The following is a 234-nucleotide window of genomic DNA, read 5'->3' on the forward strand; positions in this document are numbered from 1 at the left end:
ACAGCCGGAGTGCTCACCACCCATGATGCCGCCGATCGACTCGACGCCGTTGTCGTCAGCGATGACGACGTTGTTGGCGCCGAGCCTGTATTCGCGCTGATCGAGCGCCAGTACCGTTTCGCCATCCTTGGCGCGGCGAACCGTCAGGTTGCCCTTGACCTTGGCGGCGTCGAAGACGTGCATCGGGCGGCCCTGGTCGAAGGTCATGTAGTTGGTGATATCGACCAGCGCGTT

At 62.8% G+C, this 234-nt stretch carries 1 protein-coding gene; it reads right to left on the minus strand.

Going from position 1 to position 234, the window contains the following annotated elements:
• A partial coding sequence (locus SB764_RS44765; RefSeq protein WP_410867406.1) for a phenylalanine--tRNA ligase beta subunit-related protein occupies positions 1–234 on the minus strand: 234 nt, incomplete at both ends.

It is taken from the genome of Paraburkholderia sp. SIMBA_027, assembly GCF_046535315.1.
Lineage (GTDB): Bacteria > Pseudomonadota > Gammaproteobacteria > Burkholderiales > Burkholderiaceae > Paraburkholderia > Paraburkholderia tropica.